General features: G+C 69.4%; 18 protein-coding genes. 16 read left to right on the forward strand and 2 right to left on the reverse strand.

Translation table 11 applies throughout. From position 1 onward, the window contains the following. The 10 genes from P409_RS04895 to P409_RS04940 all read left to right on the forward strand — a co-directional run. Window positions 1-1,671 (forward strand): ABC transporter substrate-binding protein (locus P409_RS04895; RefSeq protein WP_343285491.1); only part of this gene is annotated, 1,671 nt, incomplete at its 5' end. 161 nt (window positions 1,672-1,832) lie between these two features. Then, entirely contained in the window at window positions 1,833-2,810 is a 978-nt protein-coding gene (locus P409_RS04900) for an ABC transporter permease (protein ID WP_034832483.1), read from the forward strand. A gap of 3 nt (window positions 2,811-2,813) precedes the next feature. Continuing rightward, window positions 2,814-3,701, forward strand: a complete 888-nt coding sequence (locus P409_RS04905; RefSeq protein ID WP_034832485.1) for an ABC transporter permease — start codon at window positions 2,814-2,816, stop codon at window positions 3,699-3,701. Beyond that, the gene (locus P409_RS04910) at window positions 3,698-4,549 is read left to right on the forward strand and encodes an ABC transporter ATP-binding protein (protein ID WP_202964557.1); all 852 of its coding nucleotides are present in this window, start codon (window positions 3,698-3,700) and stop codon (window positions 4,547-4,549) included. Before P409_RS04905 ends, P409_RS04910 begins: the two co-directional genes overlap by 4 nt. Then, entirely contained in the window at window positions 4,546-5,436 is an 891-nt protein-coding gene (locus P409_RS04915) for an ATP-binding cassette domain-containing protein (RefSeq protein WP_034832490.1), read from the forward strand. The genes P409_RS04910 and P409_RS04915 overlap by 4 nt, the downstream gene beginning before the upstream one ends. A 329-nt stretch (window positions 5,437-5,765) precedes the next feature. Then, window positions 5,766-6,773, forward strand: a complete 1,008-nt coding sequence (locus P409_RS04920) for a LacI family DNA-binding transcriptional regulator (protein WP_034832492.1) — start codon at window positions 5,766-5,768, stop codon at window positions 6,771-6,773. A gap of 61 nt (window positions 6,774-6,834) precedes the next feature. After that, a complete protein-coding gene (locus P409_RS04925; protein WP_034832493.1) occupies window positions 6,835-8,082 on the forward strand; it encodes an ABC transporter substrate-binding protein in 1,248 nt (415 codons plus the stop codon). A gap of 238 nt (window positions 8,083-8,320) precedes the next feature. After that, window positions 8,321-9,250 carry a carbohydrate ABC transporter permease gene (locus P409_RS04930; RefSeq protein ID WP_052120043.1) on the forward strand — a complete coding sequence of 310 codons (930 nt, stop codon included), beginning with the start codon at window positions 8,321-8,323 and terminating at the stop codon, window positions 9,248-9,250. Further along, window positions 9,250-10,104, forward strand: coding sequence for a carbohydrate ABC transporter permease (locus tag P409_RS04935; RefSeq protein WP_034832494.1), 855 nt, complete (start codon window positions 9,250-9,252; stop codon window positions 10,102-10,104). The genes P409_RS04930 and P409_RS04935 overlap by 1 nt, the downstream gene beginning before the upstream one ends. Window positions 10,105-10,144: 40 nt before the next feature. Continuing rightward, window positions 10,145-12,082 (forward strand): glycoside hydrolase family 127 protein, encoded by a 1,938-nt coding sequence (locus P409_RS04940; protein ID WP_034832504.1) that lies wholly within the window; start codon window positions 10,145-10,147, stop codon window positions 12,080-12,082. Between the two features lie 12 nt (window positions 12,083-12,094). Here P409_RS04940 and P409_RS04945 read toward each other — a convergent pair whose 3' ends face one another. Together P409_RS04945 and P409_RS04950 are read right to left on the reverse strand one after the other, a co-directional pair. Further along, window positions 12,095-13,336 carry an MFS transporter gene (locus tag P409_RS04945; RefSeq protein WP_052120044.1) on the reverse strand — a complete coding sequence of 414 codons (1,242 nt, stop codon included), beginning with the start codon at window positions 13,334-13,336 and terminating at the stop codon, window positions 12,095-12,097. Then, window positions 13,333-14,595, reverse strand: a complete 1,263-nt coding sequence (locus P409_RS04950) for an arsenic transporter (protein ID WP_034832495.1) — start codon at window positions 14,593-14,595, stop codon at window positions 13,333-13,335. Before P409_RS04950 ends, P409_RS04945 begins: the two co-directional genes overlap by 4 nt. Window positions 14,596-14,760: 165 nt before the next feature. Between P409_RS04950 and P409_RS04955 the strand changes: the two genes are divergently transcribed. The 6 genes from P409_RS04955 to P409_RS04980 all read left to right on the forward strand — a co-directional run. Beyond that, the gene (locus tag P409_RS04955; protein WP_034832496.1) at window positions 14,761-16,911 is read left to right on the forward strand and encodes a VTT domain-containing protein; all 2,151 of its coding nucleotides are present in this window, start codon (window positions 14,761-14,763) and stop codon (window positions 16,909-16,911) included. Beyond that, window positions 16,908-17,648, forward strand: a complete 741-nt coding sequence (locus tag P409_RS04960) for an endonuclease/exonuclease/phosphatase family protein (protein WP_238578597.1) — start codon at window positions 16,908-16,910, stop codon at window positions 17,646-17,648. The genes P409_RS04955 and P409_RS04960 overlap by 4 nt, the downstream gene beginning before the upstream one ends. A 32-nt stretch (window positions 17,649-17,680) precedes the next feature. Then, entirely contained in the window at window positions 17,681-18,220 is a 540-nt protein-coding gene (locus tag P409_RS04965; protein WP_052120045.1) for a DUF4142 domain-containing protein, read from the forward strand. A gap of 368 nt (window positions 18,221-18,588) precedes the next feature. Further along, window positions 18,589-20,658, forward strand: coding sequence for a TonB-dependent siderophore receptor (locus tag P409_RS04970; RefSeq protein ID WP_034832498.1), 2,070 nt, complete (start codon window positions 18,589-18,591; stop codon window positions 20,656-20,658). A 7-nt stretch (window positions 20,659-20,665) separates the two neighbouring features. Further along, entirely contained in the window at window positions 20,666-21,568 is a 903-nt protein-coding gene (locus P409_RS04975; RefSeq protein ID WP_052120046.1) for an ABC transporter substrate-binding protein, read from the forward strand. After that, a partial coding sequence (locus tag P409_RS04980; protein WP_161790341.1) for an iron chelate uptake ABC transporter family permease subunit occupies window positions 21,561-22,265 on the forward strand: 705 nt, incomplete at its 3' end. The genes P409_RS04975 and P409_RS04980, both read left to right, overlap by 8 nt.

Here is a 22,265-nt window from a genome sequence, read left to right on the forward strand (position 1 = left end):
GAGGCCAATGTCATGAGGCAGAAGAAGTCGGCATTCCTGCTCGCCGCCGCGCTGCTGGCGGCGTCGAGCGCCACGGCCCTCGCTCAGTCCGTCCTGACGATGCATATCGAGGAGGAGACCAACTGGGTGCGGAACTTCAACCCGTTCAACCGCACCTCGTACCGCCAGAGCACGATGGATTTCATCTACGAGCCGCTGGTGATCTTCAACCGGATGCAGAACAACAAGGTGTATTATCGCCTGGCCACGGCGATGAAGCTGGCCGACGACCTGAAGTCGGTGACCTTCGACCTGCGCGACAACGTGCAATGGTCGGACGGCCAGCCCTTCACCGCCGACGACGTGCTGTTCAGCTTTGAGCTGATGAAGAAATTCCCGGCCCTGGACTTCAACAGCATCTGGCAGGTGATCGACGGCGTCGAGAAATCGGGCCCGACCCAGGTGAAGTTCACCTTCAAGGAGCCGACGGCGCTGGGGCCGGAGAAGATCGCCGAGATGCCGATCATCGCCCAGCATGCCTGGAAGGACGTGGCCGACCCTGTCACCTACCTGAACGAGAAGCCGATCGGCACCGGGCCGATGACCGAGGTCACCCGCTTCACCCCCCAGGTCTATGAGCAGTGCCGCAACCCGCATTACTGGGACGCCGCGTCGCTGAAGGTGGATTGCCTGCGCTTCCCGCAGATCGCCAGCAACGACCAAGCGCTGACCGCAGCGAACAGCGGCGAGCTGGACTGGTTCGCCTCCTTCCTGCCGGACATCGACAAGACCTATGTCGCCGCCGACAAGGACCATCACGGCTACTGGTTCCCGCCGGGCAGCCTGGTCGCGGTGGTGATGAACCTCGAGAGCCCGAACCCGGTCCACCGCAAGGCCTTCGACAATGTCGACTTCCGCCGCGCCGTCAGCATGGCGATGGACCGCGATGCCATGGTCAACGTCGCCGGTTACGGCTACCCGACCCTGAACGACGACCCCGGCACCTTCGGCAAGCGGTTCGAGAGCTGGGCCGACCCTAAGGTCAAGGAGCAGTACGGCAAATACACGCAGTACGACCTCGACGCCGCCAAGGCCCTGCTGGACCAGGCCGGCTTCAAGGACAAGGACGGCGACGGCTTCCGCGACACGCCGGACGGCGAGAAGCTGTCCTTCGACCTGATCGTGCCGAATGGCTGGACCGACTGGATCAGCACCTCGCAGATCGCGATCGAGGGCCTCAACCAGATCGGCATCGACGTCAAGCTGGCGACGCCGGACGGCGCGGCCTGGCGCCAGAGCCTGCTGGACGGCAGTTTCGACATGGCCCTGAACTCCTGGTATGTCGGCGCCACGCCCTACTACCAGATGGACGACGCCTTCCATTCCCGGAACAAGGGCAAGACCCGGTTCTCGGCGCAGCGCTTCTTCGACCCGAAGCTGGACCAGCTGCTGGACGCCTATACGCAGACCACCGACGACGCCAAGCGCAAGGACCTGCTGGACCAGGCGCAGACGCTGCTGGCGGAGAAGATGCCGGTGGTGCCGGTCTACAACAACCCGATCTGGTACGAATACAACTCGAAGCGGTTCACCGGCTGGGCCACCGCCGACAACCCCTTCGTCAGCCCGCAGAACTATGACCCCAACCACGAGCGGCTGCTGCACCTGCTGGCGCTGAAGCCGGTGCAGTAGTCGAGGTCCCATCCCCTCTTCTGTCATTGCCGGACTTGATCCGGCAATCCAGAGGGTGTCGACGCTCTCTGGATGCCCGGGTCAAGCCCGGGCATGACAGATGGGGGATTGCGGACCACCATCCGTCCACAGACCGCCCACCAGCCGGATGACCTGACCACATGGCCTTCGTCGCCCGACGACTGATCTTCTACATGGTCGCCTTCCTGGTGGCCGCCAGCATCAACTTCCTGATCCCGCGGCTGATGCCGGGCGACCCGATCGACATCATGTTCTCGCAGTCCGGCACCCGGCTGTCGGTGGAGAACCTGGCGGCGCTGAAGGCCACCTTCGGCTTCGTCGACGGGCCGCTGTGGCAGCAGTATCTGTCCTATCTCGGCAGCATCTTCTCCGGCGACCTCGGCATGTCGGTGAAGTACTTCCCGACGCCCGTCTCCGACGTGCTGGGCCGCGCCCTGGTCTGGACCCTGGTGCTGATGGGCGGGGCCACGCTGCTCAGCTTCGCGCTCGGCACCCTGCTCGGCATCGTCGCCGCCTGGCGCCGCGGCAGCCGCTTCGACGTGACGGTCTCCACCACCGCCATCGTCTCCACCGCGACCCCGGCGGTGGTGGTGTCGTTGTTCGGGCTGTTCGTCTTCGGCTTCACCCTGCAGTGGTTCCCCACCGGCTATGCCGCCGACACCTCGATCGACCCCGCCTTCTCGGCCGAGTACATCCTCAGCGTCGCCTATCACGCGATCCTGCCGATCGTGACGCTGTCGGTGGTGCTGACCGGGGACTTCCTGGTCACCATGCGCAACAACATGATCAACCTGCTGGGCGAGGACTACATCACCATGGGCCGGGCCAAGGGCCTGGCCGACCGGCGGGTGATGCTGATGTACGGCGCCCGAAACGCGCTTCTGCCCGGCGTCACCAGCCTGGCCATCGCCATCGGCAAGATCCTGGGCGGGTCGCTGGTGACCGAGGTGGTGTTCAACTATCCGGGGCTGGGCAACACCCTCTACAAGGCGATCCTGGGGCGCGACTATCCGGTGATCCAGGGCCAGCTGCTGATCATGACCCTGGCCATGCTGGCGGCGAACTTCCTGGCCGACATCGCCTATGCCTGGCTCGACCCCCGGCTGCGCAGGAGCTGAACCATGCGGATGATCCTGGCCGCCCTGTCCAACCGCAAGGCCGCGATCGGCCTGTTCATCGTCGCCGCCCTGGTGGTGATGGCGCTGATCGCGCCGCTCCTGACCGACTACAACCCGTCGCGCCGGGTCGGCCGCCCGCATGAGGAGCCGTCGGCCACCCACGTTCTCGGCACCACCCGCAACGGCTACGACGTCTTCGCCCAGCTGGTTTACGGCGCCCGCACCTCGCTGGCCGTCGGCTTCGGTGCCGGGCTGCTGATCACCGTGATCGGCACCGCGGTCGGGATCGCAGCGGGATATCTCGGCGGCAAGGTCGACGAGGCGCTGAACTTCGCCACCAATGTGGTGCTGGTCATACCAAATTTGCCCTTGCTGCTGGTGCTGGCCGCCTTCATCGGCCAGGCCAGCCCGCTGGTCATCGCCCTGATCATCGGCGCCACGTCCTGGGCCTGGGGCGCGCGGGTGACCCGGGCCCAGACCTTCGCGTTGCGGGAAAAGGAATTCGTCCGCTCGGCGGAGATGATCGGCGAGCCGCGCTGGCGCATCATGCTGTTCGAGCTGCTGCCGAACCTGGTGTCGATCGTCGGCATCAACTTCATCGGCAGCGTGATCTATTCCGTGATCACGGAGGCGACGCTGGAGTTCCTCGGCCTGGGCGACCCGCAGACCATCTCCTGGGGCATCATGCTGTTCAACGCGCAGAACGCCTCGGCCATGGCGGTCGGGGCGTGGTGGGAGCTGCTGGCCCCCTGCGCCGTGCTGGCCCTGCTGGGCGCCGGGTTGTCGCTCTTGAACTTCGCCATCGACGAGGTCGCCAACCCGCAGCTGCGCATCGGCCGGTCGATGGCGCGCTGGAAGCGGCTGGCCCGGCTGCGGGAGGCGCGGCCGTGAGCCCGGATATGAGTGCGGCGCCGGAACCCCTGCTGTCGGTGCAGGGCCTGACCATCGACTATGTCGGCGACCGCGGCGATTTCCGGGCGGTCGACGATGTCAGCTTCGACATCGGCCGCGGCGAGGTGTTCGGCCTGGCCGGCGAATCCGGCTGCGGCAAGAGCACCATCGCCTTCGCCATCACCCGGCTGCACAAGCCGCCGGCGCTGATCAGCGGCGGCGAGATCCGCTTCGACGGCCAGGATGTGCTGCGCCTGAACGGCGAGGCGCTGCGCCGCTTCCGCTGGCGCGAGGTCGGCATGGTGTTCCAGAGCGCGATGAACGCGCTGAACCCGGTGCTGACGGTCGAGGCGCAGTTCCGCGACGTGCTGGTCACCCACACCGGCTGCAGCCGGGCCGAGGCGCATGACCGCGCGGCCGAGCTGATGCGCATGGTCGACATCGACCCCAAGCGCCTGTCCGACTATCCGCACCAGTTCTCCGGCGGCATGCGCCAGCGCATCGTCATCGCCATCTGCCTGGCGCTGAACCCGAAGCTGATCGTGATGGACGAGCCGACCACCGCCCTCGACGTCGTGGTCCAGCGCGAGATCCTGCAGCAGATCGACGGGCTGCGGCGGAAGCTGGGCTTCTCGATCCTGTTCATCACCCACGACCTCAGCCTGATGGTGCAGTTCTGCGACCGCATCGGCGTGATGCTGAAGGGCAGGCTGGTCGAGGTCGGGGCGGCGCAGCAGATCTTCCGCGCCCCGGCGCATGAGTACACGCGCAAGCTCTGGGCCTCCTTCCCCTCTGTGCACGGGGCCCGGCGCACCGCGCTGCAGGACGCCGCGGAGGCGACGCCATGAGCCACACGCCCCTTCTCGCCCTCGAGCGCGTCGGCAAGCGCTTCGGCCCGCTACAGGCGCTGGACGACGTGTCGATCGAGCTCTATGCCGGCCGCGCCCTGGCGCTGGTCGGCGAATCCGGCAGCGGCAAGACCACCTGCGCCCGCGTCCTGATGCTGCAGCACCAGCCCTCCTCCGGCCGGGTGCTGTTCCGCGGCCGCGACGTCGCTACGCTGGACGGCAGGGGCGAGCTGCTGGCCTATCGCCGTGCGGTGCAGATGGTGTTCCAGGATCCCTTCGGGTCGCTGAACCCGGTGCACACCATCTTCCACCACATCGCCCGCCCGCTGTCCCTGCATGCCGGCATGGCCGACCGCAAGACGCTGCGCGCCCGAGTGATGGAGTTGCTGGCGGCGGTGGAGCTGGACCCGGAGGCCACCGCGCCGAAATACCCGCATCAGCTCTCCGGCGGGCAGCGCCAGCGAGTGAACATCGCCCGGACCCTGGCGGTCGGCGCTGAGGTGGTGCTGGCCGATGAGCCGACCTCGATGCTCGACGTCTCGATCCGGCTCGGCGTGCTCAACCTGCTGGAACGGATGAAGCGCGAGCGCGGCATAGCCTTCCTTTACATCACCCACGACATCGCCACGGCGCGCTACGTCGCCGAGGAGATCGCGGTGATGTATGCCGGCCGGATCGTCGAATGGGGCGACACCGGCGCGGTCATCGACTCGCCGCAGCACCCTTACACCCAGCTGCTGCTCTCCGCCGTGCCGGACCCGGAGCGGCCGTTCCATGGCGAGGCCTCGCAGCTGCAGGCCGACCTGGTGGCCCAGGCCCGCGACGCCGCCCGGATGACCGGCGGCGTGCGCCAGATCGCCGACAACCACTTCGTCCGGGCGGCCTGACACTGACACGACTTTTCAGCCCTCCAATCCGTCATCCCCGCGAAAGCGGGGATCTCGCGCCGCTTTGATCGGGCAGAGATTCCCGCTTTCGCGGGAATGACGGCAAAGGGATAGAGCGCTGGTCTGAAACTCCAACCATTTGGCCCTCACCGATTCAGGCTTGCCGTCGCCCGGCCTCTTCGCTTACCGTGCCTGAGAAAACGGTTTCTCAACCAAAAAGACAAACGTCCCGAAAGTGACGTGAGAAACCACTTTCCTCAAGGGACACGACCGGGCTCGGCATGGACCAGAGGTCACCACGATCCGCTCCGAAGGCCCCCGGCCGGCCGGTGACCCTTCGCGACGTGGCGCGGGCCGCCGGGGTCAGCGTCGCCACCGCGTCGAAGGCGTTGAACGGCCAGGGCCGGATGGCCGACGAGACGCGCGAGCGGATCCGGCAGACCGCAAAGGCTCTGGGCTTCCGCCCGAACGGGCTGGCGCAGAGCCTGTCGCGGCAGCGCAGCTTCACCGTCGGCCTGCTGACCAACGACACCTATGGCCGCTTCACCCTGCCGGTGATGGCCGGCATCGCCGACGCGCTGGTCGACAACGGCGTCTCGGTCTTCCTGTGCAACATCGAGGACGACCCGCGGCTGGCCCAGACCCATGTCGACGCGATGCTGGAGAAGCGGGTCGACGGCATCATCGCCTCCGGCAAGCGGATCGACCGGCACCTGCCGGTCGACCTGTCCAGCCTCGGCATCCCGGTGATCTACGCCTTCACCGAGCCGGACCCGGAGTCGATCGGCTTCGTCTCCGACGACGAGGCCGGGGCCTGGCTGGCGATGGAGCATCTCGTCCGGCTGGGGCGGCGGCGCATCGCCCATGTCACCGGCCCGTCCAGCTTCCGCGTCGTGCACCAGCGGGCCAAGGCCTATCGCGACGTGCTGCGCGAGGCCGGGCTGGAGGAGCCCGAGCAGGGCGTGCTGACCGGCCAGTGGACCGAGGGCTGGGGGCACGAGGCCGCCGGCTACCTGTTCGACGGCATCGGCCGCCCGCCGGACGCGGTGTTCTGCGGCAATGACCAGATCGCCCGCGGCGTGGTCGACGCGCTGCGCGAACGCGGCCGCCGGGTGCCGGACGACGTCGCCGTGATCGGCTTCGACAACTGGGAGATCGTCGCCGCCGCGACGCGCCCGCCGCTGACCACGGTCGACATGAACCTGAAGGATCTGGGCCGCGAGGCCGGGCTGACCCTGCTGAAGCTGGTCGACCGCGAGCCGATCGAACCGGGCATCCGCAAGCTGCCCTGCCGCCTGGTGGTGCGGCAGTCCTGCGGCGCCCCGCCGGGAGGATGATCGCACCGGCTGGATCAACAAGGCCGCTGGAAGTGCGGCCGGAACCGAGGGAGGACACGAGATGAAGCGTCTGATGCAGCGCCTGGCCGGGGGCATGGCCCTCCTGTCCCTCACCGTCTCCGCCGCTTCGGCCGAGACCTTCACCCTGTGGGTGCGGTCCGACGGGTCGAACTTCATGCCCCGCATCGTCGAGGCCTTCAACAAGAGCCACGAGGACAAGGCCGAGCTGCAGATCGTGCCGGTGGCGGAACTGGTGCAGAAATACGCGACCGCGGCGGCCGGCGGCCAGGCGCCGGACGCGCTGTCGCTGGACCTGATCTACACCCCGTCCTTCGCCGCCGCCGGGCAGCTCGAGGACATCACCGACTGGGCCAAGTCCCTGCCCTATTTCGACAAGCTGTCGCCGGCGCATGTGAAGACCGGCACCTACAACGGCCGGATCTACGGCCTGCCCTATTCCGCCGACAGCTCGGTCCTGATCTGGAACAAGAAGCTGTTCCGCCAGGCCGGGCTGGACCCGGAGAAGGGTCCGACGACCTGGGCCGAGATCGAGGCGGCTGCGGAGAAGGTCGCGGCGCTGGGCGGCGACATCAAGGGCTTCTACTTCTCCGGCGCCTGCGGCGGCTGCAACATCTTCACCTTCACGCCGCTGATCTGGGCCAGTGGCGGCGACATCCTGACCGAGGATGGCGGCAAGGCGACGCTGGACACGCCGCAGATGCGCGACGCCATCGCCTTCTACCGCGACATGGTCAAGAAGGGGCTGGTGCCCGAGGGGGCGCGCACCGACACCGGGTCGAACTTCTTCGCCGCCTTCGCCCGCGGCAATATCGGCCTGGCCCCGTCCGGCGCCTTCGCCATCGGCGCCCTGAACACGCAGTTCCCGGACATCGACTACGGCGTCACCTTCCTGCCGGGGAAGACCGGCGGCTGGTCGTCCTTCGCCGGCGGCGACAATTTCGTCGTCACCAGGGGCACCACCAAGCTGAAGGCGATCAAGGCATTCCTGGACTTCTCCTATTCGCTGGAGGGGCAGACGCTGCTGGCCCGCTACGGCAGCCTGCCGGTGCGCGGCGACATCTCCGACCAGGCGCTGAAGGACCTCGACCCCCGCTACAAGATCGCGGCCGAGGCCATGGCCAAGGGCCGGACGCCCTATTCCGTGGTCTTCAACGACATCATCAACAGCATGAACAGCCCCTGGGTGCAGATGGTGAACGAGGTGTTCTTCGGCGACGACGTCGACGGCTCCCTCGCCACCGCCCAGGAGACGATGCAGGGCATCATCGACAGCGCCCCGGGGAATTGAGGGCGGTGATGGCCCGCTCCTTCCCCATGGGAGCCCGGCTCTCATCGGCTGCGGCGCTCCCCCTCACCCTCCCGTCGCCTTCGGCGTCGGGCCCCTCCCTCTCCCCGAGGAGAGGGAAAGGGACGCAGCGCCGAATTACCTCTCCCCTGGGGAGAGGTCGAAATCGCGCAGCGATTTCGGGTGAGGGGGTGGCGCCGGCCTCGCCGCGCAAACCGATCCGCTTCGGAAGGAGACCGGCATGATCTCCACGACCGAGGCCGCCGGCGCGATTCCGAGGACGAGAGCCCGCCGCCACCCCGCCCGCCGGCAGCAATGGGCCGGCCTCCTCTTCGTCCTGCCGGCGGTGGCGCTGGTGGTGGTGTTCTTCGTCGTGCCGCTGGCGATGACGGCGTGGATGTCGCTGCACAACTGGCCGCTGATGGGCGCGTCGCGCTTCATCGGCCTCGACAACTACCTCGCCATCGCCCGCGACACCCGGTTCTGGAACGCGCTGCGCTTCACCGCTCTCTACACCGTCGTGGTGACCGTCGCGATCTTCGCCGCCGCCTTCCCGCTGGCGCTGTTCGTCGAGAAGCCGCGGCCCTTCGCCGGCTTCTACCGCACCGCGTACTTCCTACCGGTGGTGGTCGGCTTCGCCTCGGCCAGCCTGCTGTGGGCCTGGCTGCTGAACGTCGATGCCGGCCTCTTCAGCTCGGCGGGTGAGGCGCTGGGGCTGACCGAAGGCCGGGTCAACCTGCTGGCCGATTTCGACCCGGCCTTCTGGTCGATCATCGCCATGGTGGTGTGGAAGGTCGCGGGCTTCACCATGGTGATCCTGATGACCGGGCTGCAGGGCATCCCGGCCGACTACCTCGAGGCGGCGAAGATCGACGGCGCCGGCCCCTGGGCCCGGTTCCGGCGCATCACCCTGCCGCTGATGCGGCGGACCATCGCCCTGGCGCTGATCCTGTCGGTCACCGGGTCGATGCTGGCCTTCGACCAGTTCTACATCATCCTCGGCGGCGGCCCGCGCAACCAGACCGTCACCGCCGTCTACTGGATCTTCAACCAGTCCTTCGTCTCGTTCCGTCTCGGCTATGGCGCGGCGCTGTCGATGGTGCTGCTCGCCATCCTGCTGGTCCTGAGCGTGATCCAGCTGCGCCTGCTGCGCCAGCCGGAGGGCGAGTGATGAGCACGACCGTGCCGCTGCGCCGGGCCGCGCCCGGAATCCTGCTGCAGGCCGCGGCGCTGATTGCCGCCCTCTTGTTCCTGGCCCCGATCGCCTGGACCATGCTGGCCAGCCTGAAGCCGGGGTCGGAGGCGAACCTGCCGCCGCTGCCCCCTTGGCCGGGCGCGGGCTGGAGCACCGACAGCTACAAAGCACTCGACGCCTTCGGCACCGGCATCGGCCACTACGCCGGCAACAGCCTGACCGTCGCCCTGGCCACCGCGGCCGTCACATCGATCGTCAGCCTGCTCGGCGGCTACGGCTTCTCGCGCTTCCGCTTTCCGCTGAAGAACGCGCTGTTCGTGCTGGTCATCGCCACGATCATGATCCCGTTCCAGTCGATCCTGACGCCGCTGTTCCTGCTGCTGACCAGGCTGGGGCTGCAGAACACGCTGGCCGGGCTGGTGCTGATCTACGTCACGCTGCAGCTGCCCTTCTCGATCTTCATGATGCGCAACGCCTTCGACGCAGTGCCGCGCGAGATCGAGGAGGCGGCGCGGATCGACGGCGCCGGCAGCCTGCAGCTGCTCGCCCGGGTGATGCTGCCGCTGGTCTTCCCCGGCATCGTCACCGTGGCGCTGTTCGCCTTCCTCGCCGCGTGGAACGAGTTCCTGGCGGCGCTGATCCTGCTGACCGACCAGGACAAGTTCACCCTGCCGATCCTGATGACCGCCGTCCGCTCCGGCCGCTTCGGCGCCGTGAACTGGGGCGCGGTGCAGGCCGGCGTCACCGTGATGATGATCCCCTGCCTGATCCTGTTCCTCGCCCTGCAGCGCTTCTACATCCGCGGCCTGACGGCCGGCGCGGTGAAGTAGGCGCGAGCATTCCCTGACCGACCGATCGATGGAGTTCCGGATGACCGCCGACCTCGCCCCTGCCGCCGATGCCGCGCCACGCGCCCGCTTCCGCCCGCCCGCCGTACCGCAGGTCGAGGTCCGCGGCTTCTGGGGCGACCGCATCGATGCCGTCTGCGCCCGCACCGCCGACACCCTCTACCAGCGCTGCGAGGAGGCCGGGATGCTGCAGCAGATCGACCCCGACGCGCCCTCGCCGGGGGTGAAGATCCCCTTCCATGGCGGGCTGGTCACCGCCCAGATGTTCTGGGATTCGGATTTCGGCAAGGTGATCGAGACCGCGGCCTACTGCCTGCAACGCACCCCGAACCCGGAGCTGGAGCGCAAGGTCGACCACGTCATCGACCTGTACGGCCGGCTGCAGCAGCCCGACGGCTATCTCAGCAGCTGGTACCAGCGGATCGAGCCGGGACGGCGCTGGACCAATCTGCGCGACTGCCATGAGCTGTACTGCGCCGGCCACCTGATCGAGGGTGCCGTCGCCTACTACCAGGCCACCGGCAAGCGCCAGCTGCTGGACATCATGTGCCGCTTCACGGACCACGTCGCCGCGGTGCTCGGCACCGGCCCGGACCAGAAGCGCGGCTATTGCGGCCATGAGGAGATCGAGCTGGCGCTGGTCAAGCTGGCCCGCGTCACCGGCCAGCAGAAATACATGGACCTGGCCAAATACTTCATCGACGAGCGCGGCCGGCAGCCGCATTTCTACGACGCCGAGGCGCGCGAGCAGGGACGCGACCCGAAGGACTACATCTTCAAGACCTACGAGTACAACCAGTCGCATCTTCCGGTGCGCGAGCAGGACAAGGTCGTCGGCCACGCCGTGCGCGCCATGTACCTGTACAGCGGCATGGCCGACATCGCGATGGAGTATGGCGACGACAGCCTGCGGGTGGCGCTGGAGCGGCTGTGGCGCGACCTGACCAGCAAGCGCCTCTACGTCACCGGCGGGCTCGGCCCCTCCGCCGACAATGAGGGCTTCACCGCCGATTACGACCTGCCGAATGAGAGCGCCTATGCCGAGACCTGCGCCGCGGTCGGCCTCGTGTTCTGGGCCGGAAGGATGCTCGGCCTCGGCCCCGATGCCCGCTACGCCGACATGATGGAGCTGGCGCTGTACAACGGCGCCTCCTCCGGCCTGTCGCTGGACGGCGCCACCTTCTTTTACGAGAACCCGCTGGAGAGCCGCGGCGGTCACCATCGCTGGACCTGGCACCGCTGCCCCTGCTGCCCGCCGAACATCGCCCGGCTGACCGCCTCGATCGGCAGCACCATGTACGGCGTGTCGGAGGACGCAATCGCCGTCCATCTCTACAACGACAGCACCGCGACTCTGGATGTTGCCGGCGGCAAGGTCCGGCTGGTGCAGCAGACGCGCTATCCCTGGGACGGCGCCGTCGCCCTGACGGTCGAGCCGGAGGCGCCGGCCAGCTTCACCCTGCATCTGCGCATCCCCGGCTGGTGCCGCAAGGCCGGCCTGTCGGTCAATGGCGAGCGGTTGGACCTCGCGACGATCACCCGCAACGGCTATGCCGCCATCGCCCGGCGCTGGACGGCCGGCGACACGGTCAGGCTGGACCTGGAGCTGGCGGTCGAGCGGATCCACGCCCATCCCGAGATCCGCCACGATGCCGGGCGAGCCGCGATCCGGCGCGGGCCCCTGGTCTATTGCCTGGAGGGCGTCGACAACGGCGTGCCGCTGAACAGCCTGGTGCTGCCGGCGGATGCCAGGCTGACTCCGCGCGACGAGCCCGGCCTGCTGGGCGGGGTGGTGACCCTGGAGGGCCAGGCCCGGGCGCAGCCGGTGTCGGATTGGGGCGACGACCTCTACCGCACCACGCCGCCGGCCGAGCATCCGGTCCGGATCAAGGCCGTGCCCTACTACGCCTGGGACAATCGCGACCCGGGGGAGATGCTGGTCTGGGTACGCACCGCCTGATCGACGGCGTGCTCAGGTCTGGTCCGGCCGCGTCTCCGGCATCGCCATGGCGAAGACCAGAGCCGCGGCGGCGGCGACCATACCCAGGGCGAGGAAGGCGGCGTCGAAGCCGAGCGCGTCGACGATCACCCCGGCGGCGAGGCCGCTGAGCGAGGCGCCGATGCCGGTCATCGTCGCCACCGCGCCCTGGGCCAGGTTGTAGCGGCCAGTACCGCGCATCATGTCGGCCACGACCAGCGGCGTCAGGACGCTGTAGATCCCGGCGCCGACACCGTCCAGCAGCTGCACCGCGATCAGCCAGCCGCTGTGATGCGACAGGGTGAACAGCACGGCACGGACCGGCAGGATGGCGAAGCCGGCCAGGAAGATCGGCTTGCGCCCCCAGCGATCCGCCATCCGGCCGACCAGGATCGCGACCAGCAGCATCACCGCCTGCGCCGCGATGATGCAGTAGGACATCATGGCCGTCGCCCAGTCCGGATGAGCAAAGGCCAGCACCTGTCCGACCAGCGGCAGCAGCGGCGCATTGGCGAAATGGAACAGGAAGATGCAGATCCCGAAGATCACGAGCGGCCGGTGCCGGATCAGGACGCTCCAGCCGGACTGGGCGCCTTTCCCCTCCGCCCCATGCGCCGCATCGGCGCCGCGGGCGAGGTCGTGATCGATGGCCTGCGCCGGGATCGACAGCGTCGCCACGACGGCCATGACGGCGAAGACCGGCATCAGCAGGAACACGGCGCGCTGCGAGACCCACCAGCCGACAAGGGCGGCGATCAGTGCGATGACGATGTTGCCGGCATGGTCATAGGCGGCATTGCGCCCCGTCCGCCGCGCCAGCCCGCGACGGCCGACCAGCCCCAGGGTCAGCGCCGCGACCGCGGGGCCGAAGACGTCGCCGACGATCGAGATCAGCCCGCTCGCGATCAGGACCGACCAGAAATCCGAGCGGAGGAAGATGACGACTGCGCCCACCGCCATCACCGCCAGGGCCAGCACGATGGCCCCGCGCTTGTGGCGGGTGCGGTCGATCGCGGCGCCGATCGGGGTCTGCAGCAGCAGGGCCGCGATCCCGCTGATCAGGGTGACGATGCCGAGGGCCGACTGGCTCCAACCCTGGGCGGTGACGAGGTAGACGTTCAGATAGGGCCCGACGGCACCGCGCGCATCGGCCAGGAAGAAATTGACCGCGTCCAGGGCGCGCGGATTGAAGCCGGCCCGAGGCGCCGCCGCCGGGGCGGGGCGCGCCTCGCTCACCACGGCAGCAGGAAGCCGGCCAGCGCCAGCAGCAGCGCCGGCGGCATCACCAGCAGACCGAGGCGGAGGAACTGAAGGGCCCCGACCTCCAGCCCCTCACGGCGCAGGGCGACGAGCCAGAGGATGGTGGCGAGCGAGCCGGTGACCGACAGGTTCGGGCCGAGATCGACGGCGATCAGCGCCGCACCGGTCACCTGCGGCGGCATCGGAGCCTGGCCAAGCGTCGACTGCACGATCAGCCCGGCCGGCAGGTTGTTCATCAGGTTGGTGGCGATCGCCACGATCGCGCCCGTGCCCCAGGCGGCGCCATCGACCGAGCGGGCTGCGGCCTCCTGGAGCGTCGCGGCCAGGAGATGGACCACGCCGGTGCGGTCCAGCCCTTCGACCAGCACGAATAGCCCGGCGACCAGCGGCAGCACCTCCCATGAGATGCGGCGCAGCAGGCCCCAGGGCGCCGCCCGGCGATGCAGCAGCACCGCGGCGGTGGTGGCCAGGCCGCACACCGCCGTCGGCAGGCCGAGATCGAGGCCGAAGGCCGAGGCCAGCAGCAGCACCACGGCGGTGACGCCCAGGCCCCAGGCCGCCATATGGCCACCGGGCGGCAGCGCCGGCACCGTCACCCCGGTCGCGATCGGCGCGCGCAGCGCCTTGGCCTGGGTCAGGCGCAGCACGACGAAGGTGGCGCCGATCGCCAGCACCGACGGCAAGGCGAACCAGGACAGCCAGGTCAGGAGCGGCGGCATCTGGCTGCCGAATACCACCAGGTTGGCGGGGTTGGAGATCGGCAGCACGAAGCTGGCGGCGTTGGCGATGAAGGCGCAGATGAAGAGATAAGGCAGCGGCGCCGCGCCGGCCGTCCGCGCCACGGCATAGACCGCGGGTGTCAGCACCACGGCGGTGGCGTCGTTCGACAGGAACACCGTGACGACAATGCCGACGACATAGGTCAGGCCGAACAGCCGGCCGGCCGATCCCCGGGCCTTGCGCGCCGCGATCGCCGCCGCCCAGTCGAACAGCCCCTCGGTCCGCGCCAGCTCGGCCAGCAGCATCATGCCGATCAGGAACAGGTAGACATCGGCGCCCTTGCCGATCGCGGTCAGGGCATCGCCGATCGGCAGCAGGCCGAAGCCGACCAGCGCCACGGCGCCGATCACCGCCCAGATCGCCTCCGGCAGGCGCCAGGGCCGCAGGATGACGCCACCCGTCGCCAGCGCGGCGATGCCCCAGGTGGCGGCGGCGCCGTCGGTCATCATGCTCATGGCGGGGTCGGCTCATCTCCGGGCGACGATGCTGCTTCTCGTAGCCGGGAGCGTTGCGCCCGGCAAGGTCCGGGATAACCCGCCGCAGGCGACATTTCCTGTTCCCGCGCGTTGATGAGACAGGACACGAAGCGAGGGATCCGCGCCGTGAGGATCAATCGGACTGTGGCCGCATTCGACGAGGCGGACGATCCGGGCCTCGAGACGTCCGTGCTGCGGCCGCGCCACAATGTCTGGCGGATCGAGCACGCCCGCCGTGCCGCGGTGCTGGTCGATGCCGCCGCCTATTACGGGGCGCTGCGCTCCGCCATGCGGCAGGCGCGGCACCGCATCCTGGTGATCGGCTGGGACATCGACAGCCGCACCCCGCTGGTCGGGCCGGAGGGCGAGCCGGCGGACGGGCTGCCGCGGACGCTGGGCGATTTCCTGTGCGCCCTGGTGCGCGAGCGGCCCGAGCTGTCGGTCAAGCTGCTGCTGTGGAACTACTCGCTGTACTACGCGCTGGAGCGGGAGCCGCTGCCGCTGCTGGCCCTGCAATGGAGCACGCCGCCGCAGATCGAGCTGTGCCTGGACGACGAGATCCCCGTCGGCTCCTCGCACCACCAGAAGATCGTGGTGATCGACGACGCCGTGGCCTTCGTCGGCGGCATCGACCTGACCATCCGGCGCTGGGACACCCCCGCCCACCGCCCCGTGGCCCCGGGGCGGGCCGATCCGGCGGGCGTCCCCTACCCGCCCTTCCACGACGTGCAGATGGTGGTCGACGGCCCTGCCGCCCGGGCCCTGGCCGAGCTGGCCCGGTGGCGCTGGGAGCGTGCGAGCTGCGAGGCGCTTCCCGCCCTCAATGGCCGGCTTGCGCCCTGGCCCGAGGGGGTCGAGCCCGATTTCCGCGACGTCGCCGTCGGCATCTCGCGGACCCTGCCGGACTATCCCGGCGAGGGCGAGGTGCGCGAGATCGAGGCGCTGTACGAGGACATGATCGATTCGGCGCGGGAGGCGATCTACATCGAGAATCAGTTCGTGACCTGCACCCGCATCGCCGAGCGCCTGGCCCGCCGGATGCGGGAGGTGCCGGGGCTGCAGGCGGTGATCACGGCCCCCCGGATCCATCACAGCTGGGTCGAGCATCGGGCGATGGCGCCCGGCCGCATCCGGTTCATGGAGATCCTGCGCGCCGCCGGCGTGGACGCCCGGGTCCGGCTGCTGCACCCGCAATCCGGCGCCGACGAGGGCGCCGCCGACGTCATGGTCCACTCCAAGCTGGCGATCGTCGACGACCGCCTGTTGCGCATCGGCTCCGCCAATCTCTGCAACCGGTCGATGGCCGTGGACAGCGAATGCGACCTGGTGGTCGAGGCGACGGACGAGACCGAGCGCCGGGCGATCCGCCGGATCCGCGCCCGGCTGCTGGGCGAGCATTGCGGGGTGGCGCCGGAAGAGATCGAGTGCCGCCTCAAAGAAACCGGATCGCTGCTGGCGGCGATCGACGGCGCTGGCAATCCGGATCGCCGGCTGCAGCCGGTGGATGACGACCGTCCGATCGCCCCCCCGCAGGGCTGGAGCTTGGCGGACTTCGCCGACCCGCATCGGCCGCTGCCCGCGACCGGCCTGATCGAGCGCGCCTTGGCCTCGGTCAAGGCGCGCTGGCGCGGCCTGCTGCGCCTGGCCCCGATCGCCGTCGCGGCCCTGCTGCTGGCCCTGGCCTGGAGCACCACCGACCTTGCCGGCTGGGCGCATCCGGAGCGGCTGCAGCAGTCGCTGCACGGCCTGGCCGGCACCGGCTGGGGTCCGCCGCTGGTGATCGCCGCCTTCGTGCTGGGCGGGTTGGTGATGTTCCCGGTGACGGTGCTGATCGCCGCCGCCGCCGCCGCCTTCGGCGCCTGGCCGGGCCTGGCCTATGCCGGAGCCGGCGCCCTGGCCAGCGCCATGGCCGGATACCTGGTCGGGCGTGTGGCCGGCGAGAGCGCGCTGCGCGCCGTCATGGGCCCACGGCTGCACCGGATCCGCGACGGCGTCGCCCGGCGCGGCATCGTCGCGGTGGCGACAATCCGGCTGGTGCCGATCGCGCCCTTCACCCTGGTCAACTTGGTGGCCGGCGCGGCGCGGATCCCGGTGCTCGACTTCGTCCTCGGCACGGCCCTCGGCCTCGCCCCCGGCCTGCTGGTGCTGTCGACGCTGGGCGACCGGCTGCTGTCGATCCTGACCGACCCGTCGCCGGCGCGGATCGGCATCCTGCTCGCGGTCGTGGCCGCGTGGATCGCCCTGTCGGTCGGGCTGCAGGCGCTGGTCAGCCGGACGCGGCGGGATCCGCGGTGACCGGGCACGAGCCTCTCCGCCTCCTGACCTGGAACATCCATGCCGGCATCGGCCCGGACGGCCGTTACGACCTGGACCGGGTGATCGCCCTGGTACAGCGGCACCGGCCCGACATCGTCGCGCTGCAGGAGGTCGATTCGCCCGGCCGCGGCGCCGGCGCGGAATCGCCCTTCGCCCGGCTTGCCGCCGCGCTGGGGCCCCACACCGCCGCGGCCCGCACCATCGTGGCGCCGGACGGGCATTACGGGCACCTGCTGATCAGCCGCTGGCCGCTCTCCGCCGTGCAGTTGCATGATCTGAGCCAATCCCGGCGGGAGCCGCGCTGCGCCATCGAGGCCATGGTCTCGGCCCCGGGCGGCTCGTTCCACCTCGCCGCCGTCCATCTCGGCCTCGCCTTCGCCGAGCGTCGGCGCCAGGCGGCGATGCTGGCGCGGATCGCCGACAGCGCCGCGCCGACCTCGGTCATGCTCGGCGACTTCAACGACTGGACCTGGAACGGCGCCGTCCGCCGTTCCCTGGCCGAAACGCTGCCGGCGCGGACTCCGCAGCGCACCTACCCGGCCCGCTGGCCGGTGCTGACGCTGGACCGGGTCTATTGCCGCCCGCGCCACGCGCTGGTCGGCAGCCGTGTCGATCCGGAGGGGCGGCACGCCTCCGACCACCTGCCGCTGATCGCCGAGATCCGGATCGACCCGCTGTCGCCGGCGCCGGAACCGGCGATCCGGGCCTCGCGTTGACCAGGCAAGCCGACCGATCACGGAGCCGACCCATGCGACGACTCCTGGCCGCCCTGAGTTTCGCCGCCCTGGCCTGCCTGGCGACCGTCCCGGCCGCATCGGCGCAGAGCGCCGACGCGGCCACCCAGCCCGTGCAGATCGACGCCGCCACCTATGCCCGGCAGACCGCGATCAGCGGCCTGTTCGAGATCTCGGCGGCCCAGGTCGCGCTGCAGAAAGCGTCGTCGGACGAGGTTCGCAGCTTCGCCCGGATGATGCTCGACGACCACACCAAGGCCAGCGAGCAGCTGGCGGATGCGGCGAAGGGCCAGGACCTCTCCCTGCCCGTCTCGGTCGACGCCCCTCACGACCAGCTGCTGCAGGACCTGGCCAACGCGACCGAGCAGGACTTCGACCGGCTGTACATGCGGACACAGGTGGAGGCCCACACGACGGCGCTGAAGCTGCAGCAGGACTACAGCAGCTTCGGCGGCAACCCGGCGCTGAAGGCGATCGCGACGCAGCTGGTGCCGATCGTGAAGCGCCATCTCGACCAGGCCCAATCCATCCTCGACCGCCTCAGCCGGGCGTGATAATCGGCCGGCGGCCCGTGGCGGCCGGCCCGGTGGGGCGGCCCGATCCGTCGAGATCGCCGAAAATCTCTGCGAATGAGATTGCGAGTCATTATTAATCTTGTTAAGCAGCACCCGGCATTCGAAGACGGGCGCGGCGAGGATCGCCGGTGCCCGCGATTCCGGATAGGAAGGGATGGGGTGGCATGGGTGCTGGATACGGCGCGCGCGATCGCGTGCGGATGTTGCTAACGACTACCATTCTCGTCACGGCCGGCGGATCGGTCGGGACATCCGCGCAGGCGCAGACTCAGACGCAAGCTCAGCCACCGGCCCAGCCGCAGTCGCAGCAGACGCAGCCCGGGGGCAGCATCGTCCTGCCCCAGATTGTGGTCACGGGCCAGGGCGAGAGCCCGACCGGCCCGGTGCAGGGCTTCGTGGCCAACACCAGCCTCAGCGCCACCAAGACCAACACGCCGCTGATCGAGACGCCGCAGTCGATTTCGGTGGTCCCGCAGGACCAGATCACGGCGACGAACGCCGAGACCCTGTCCCAGGCCCTGACCTACACGCCCGGCATCACCTTCCAGTCCGGCGCCTACAGCCGGATCAATGACGACTTCATGATCCGCGGCTTCAACGTGGCCACCGGCGCCTCCGGCATGCTGCGCGACGGCCTGAAGCTGCAGTCGAACGTCTATGACGGCAACCAGGAGCCCTACGGGCTGGAGCGCATCGAAGTGCTCCGCGGCCCCTCCTCCATCCTCTACGGCCAGGTGACCCCGGGCGGCGTGGTCAATGCGGTCAGCAAGCGGCCGACCGACACGCCGTTCCACGAGCTGAATGCCGAGTACGGCACCTACGGCCGGACCCAGTTCTCGGGCGACACCGGCGGCCCGATCGACCCTGACGGCAAACTGACCTACCGGCTGACCGGACTGTGGCGCGATTCCGGCAACTGGGTCGATCACGTGCCGGACGACAAGCTGTACATCGCCCCGGCCTTCACCCTGCGGCCGTCGGATGCGACCACGATCACCTTCCTGAGCGATTATCAGGAGATCTACACCCGCTTCGCGCCGCCGATGCCCTTCACCGAGCTGCGCGAGGGAAAGATCCCGCGCGACCTGTTCATCGGCCAGAAGGGCTACGACAAGTACTACAGCCAGAGCTACACGCTCGGCTATCAGCTCGAGCACAAGTTCAACGACAGCCTGACCCTGCGCAACTCCCTGCGCTACTACCACGCCGAGGTGGACTGGAATTATCTGAGCTACGGAACCCTGCGGCCCGACAATTCCCTGACCCGGGGCGTGATCAACCGCGACGAGCTGTCGAACGGCTTCACCACCGACACCTCGCTGGAGGCGAAGGTCGAGACCGGGCCGGTGCAGCACACCCTGCTGGCCGGCGTCGACACCTACGGGGTCGGTTACGACACCAACCGCTTCGGCGGCACGGTCGCCCCGCTCAACGACATCTACGACCCGATCTACAATGCGAAGGTCAGCGTCAACAGCAACAACACCGGCTTCAACAACTCCGGGTCGCAGATCGGCGTCTATTTCCAGGACCAGATGAAGATCTACGACAAGCTGGTCCTGCTGCTGGGCGGCCGCTACGACTGGGCCGACGCCTACAACACCAGCTACCGCAATCCGCTCGTCCTGGACGCCCTGGGCGTGCCGCGGAAGCAGAGCCGGTCGGACAGCGCCTTCACCGGCCGCGTCGGGCTGCTGTACCTGTTCGATGACGGCCTGGCGCCCTATTTCAGCTTCAGCCAGTCCTTCGACCCGACCGCGCTGAACGCCGGCATCAGCAAGGATGGCAAACAGTTCGAGCCGAGCAAGGCCAACCAGTACGAGGTCGGGCTGCGCTATCAGCCGCCGGGCGAGAACTTCCTGATCAGCGGCGCCATCTTCCGGATCGACCAGGACCACGTCCTGATGACGGATCCCGAGGACACCACCTACTCGATCCAGACCGGCAAGGTGCGGTCGCAGGGCATCGAGCTGGAGGCCCGGGCCAGCCTCGGCGCCCTGAACCTCGTCGCCGCCTACAGCTATACCGATGCGCGCACGCTGGAAGGCCAGCTGAAGGACCAGCGCCTGGCCCTGGTCCCGTATCACAACGTCGCGGTCTGGGCCGACTACAAGCTTGATGGCCTCGGCATCAAGGGCCTGACCGTCGGCGCCGGGCTGCAGTATCTGAGCTCCGCCAACATCCCGGGCGTCGACGCCAACAAGCGCCCGCTCAAGGAGGACGTGCCGGGCCGGGTCCTGGTCGATGCCATGGTCTCCTACGATTTCGGCGTGCTGGACGAGCGCCTGACCGGCACCACGCTGCAGCTCAATGCCAAGAACCTGTTCGACAAGGACTACATCACCTGCGTCGACATCAGCGGCTGCCGCTACGGCGAGCCGTTCACCCTGTCGGCCACGCTGGGCTACAAATGGTGACGTCCTGATGCCGACCCGGCGCGCGGTCCTGGGGGGGATCGGCCTGGCCCTGGCGGGCCTGGCCTCCGCGCATGCGCAGATCCCCGCCGGACCGGCCGCACGCCGGGTCGCGACCATCGACCTGCTGCTGACCGAGACGCTGCTGACCCTGGGCGTCACGCCCGTCGCGGTCGGCAACATCCCGCTGTACCGCCGCCTGGTGGCCGAGCCGACGCTGCCGGACGGCGTGCCGGACCTGGGCCCGCTGCAGGAGCCCAATCTGGAGCTGCTGCAGCATCTGCGGCCCGACCTGATCCTGGCCCCGTCCTGGGCCGAGGCCGGCCCCCATGGGCTGGAGTGCATCGCCCCGGTCGCCTGGCTGCCGACCTTCTCGACCGAGAAGCCGGCGGTCGAGCATGTGCGCGACCTGCTGCTGCGGGTGGCGGCGATGACCGGCCGCGAGGCCGAGGCCCAGGCCTGGTCCGACCGCGCCGACGCCGCCCTGGCCGAGGCCCGCCAGGCCCTGCAGCCCTGGACCGACCGGCCCGTCTATGTCGTCCGCTTCAACGAGGACGGGCGCCACGCCGCGATCTTCGGCGGCGCCGGCATGATCGGCGACGTCCTGACCCGGATGGGCCTGCGCAACGCCTGGACCGGACGGACCAATGTCTGGGGCACCACCTCGATCGGCATCGAGCAGCTCGCCGGCAATGCCGAAGCCCGCCTGATCCATTTCGACCGCGGCGCCGAGACCGAACGCGCCCTGCGCCAGCTCGCGGCCAGCCCGCTCTGGTCCGCCCTCCCCGCCGTGCGCCAGGGCCGGGTGATCGAGATGCCGGTGGTCTATCCGAATGGCGGCCTGGCCTCCGCAACCCGCTTCGCCCAGCAGCTCGCCCGGGTCCTACCGACGCACGGAATCGCGAATGGCTGACCTCGCCTTGCCTCGGCCGGCCGCCGTGAGCCGGCCGGCCCTGCTGGCGGCCCTGCTGATCGCCGCGGCCCTGGCCCTGTTCCTGCACCATCTGCAGGCGCTGCTGCCGGCGGCGGAATGGCGGCAGGCACTCACCGCCCCCGATCCGGCCGACATGCGCCAGATGCTGGCCCAGTACAGCCGGCTGCCGCGCCTGGCCATGGGGCTGCTCGGCGGCGCCGCGCTCGGCCTGGCCGGCGTGCTGTTCCAGCAGGCGCTGCGCAACCCGCTGGCCGAGCCCGGGACGCTGGGCGTCTTCGCCGGAGCCCGGCTGGCGCTGATCGCCGCCACGCTGATGGCGCCGTCGCTCCTGGATGCCGGGCAGGAGGCCGTTGCCCTGCTCGGCAGCATCGTGGCGATCGCCCTGATCCTGCTGCTGAGCTGGCGCCACAGGCTGGCGCCGATCGCCGTGATCCTGGCCGGGCTGGTCGTCACCTTCTATCTCGACGCCGCCAGCAAGATGCTGGTGCTGTTCAACCACGAGGCGCTGACCGACCTGTTCGTGCAGCAGGGCGGATCACTGAACCAGAACAGCTGGGGCGGGGTGCTGGCCCTGGCGCCGCGCCTGGCCCTGGCGGCGCTGGCGGCCGCGCTGATGCTGCGGCCGCTGACCCTGCTCGACCTCGACGAGGATGGCGCCCGCGGCCTCGGCCTGTCG

Origin of the sequence: Inquilinus limosus MP06, from assembly GCF_000767795.1 — a bacterium.
In the GTDB taxonomy this organism is placed as follows: Bacteria; Pseudomonadota; Alphaproteobacteria; order DSM-16000; family Inquilinaceae; genus Inquilinus; species Inquilinus limosus_E.